Raw genomic sequence first — 933 nt, 5'->3', positions numbered from 1 at the left:
TAATGTTGTTCATTCCCGTAATATTCCTCGCAGTTAGTTTCCTGTTTTTCACGTTCTCAGTTGGCGTCGAGGATCGAGGGATCGTCGACGGACTCAAACGGAGTTGGGGACTTTCACGTGGGAATCGATTGAAACTCTCCGTCCTCGTAATCCTCGCTGGCGTCATTGGGTTCATCAGTGGCATCGTGGGAACACTCTTCGACATTTCCAACGCAGCAATCGTCGGGGAACTCATCGTGAATACGATCAACAGTATCCTCTTCGTTCTGTTGTACGGAATTATCTCTGCGGCCTATCTCCAACTACAAGGAGACAACCCAGAACGAGTCGATACGAGCGGGGTTTCTGAATCACTCGATAGCATTGGGAGCTAATTAGAAAAATCCGATAACCGATGGCGAAGACACGTCTGTTGATGAGAGTTGATTCCCCTGAGATAGAATACATAAAAGAATATCATTGAGCCGCTAATCAAACCACACAGATGCCCTCTATCTTTGCCAGTCCAGCCATTCGCTATGGTATAAGCTTCGTTAATGCCGCGGTCATCGCCATTATTGCATTCACCTTGCTTGAAGGCACAATCCGTTGGGTCGCACTCGGAATTGCTGCCCTTGAGGTGATCGTCACCCCACAAATACTGAAACACGCAGAGTAGCACCCCCTCGGTATCAGACTTCGATGCAATCGACCAAACTGCATCCACAACGTGTGACGGTGTTCAGATAAATGGAGTTCACCGTTCGAGGCACACCGGTTCGAATCACGAAGGGTACGATTATTATCGTGCTCGTCTGCCTGGCGGGGATCACCTTCGGCGGGTACGACTACGTCCAGCAGTCCGAAGCGGTCAACGATGCCGTGCCGGTCGAAGCAACGATTGAAGGAGCATCCGTCACCCAGTCGGAGAGCCGCGGGAGTTCGGATTACTAC

Annotated in this window: 2 pseudogenes; both read left to right on the top strand. The window is 50.6% G+C overall.

Going from position 1 to position 933, the window contains the following annotated elements:
- Positions 1–374 (top strand): annotated as a pseudogene (locus DVK07_RS19760) (hypothetical protein); the annotation flags it as partial.
- Positions 375–729: 355 nt separating this feature from the next.
- Positions 730–933, top strand: a pseudogene (locus tag DVK07_RS19755) (DUF3592 domain-containing protein); the annotation flags it as partial.

Source organism: Halorubrum sp. Atlit-26R, assembly GCF_003666015.1.
Classification (GTDB): Archaea; Halobacteriota; Halobacteria; order Halobacteriales; family Haloferacaceae; genus Halorubrum.
Note: the sequence above shows the minus strand (reverse complement) of the source record. Positions and strands in the feature narration are given on the sequence as shown.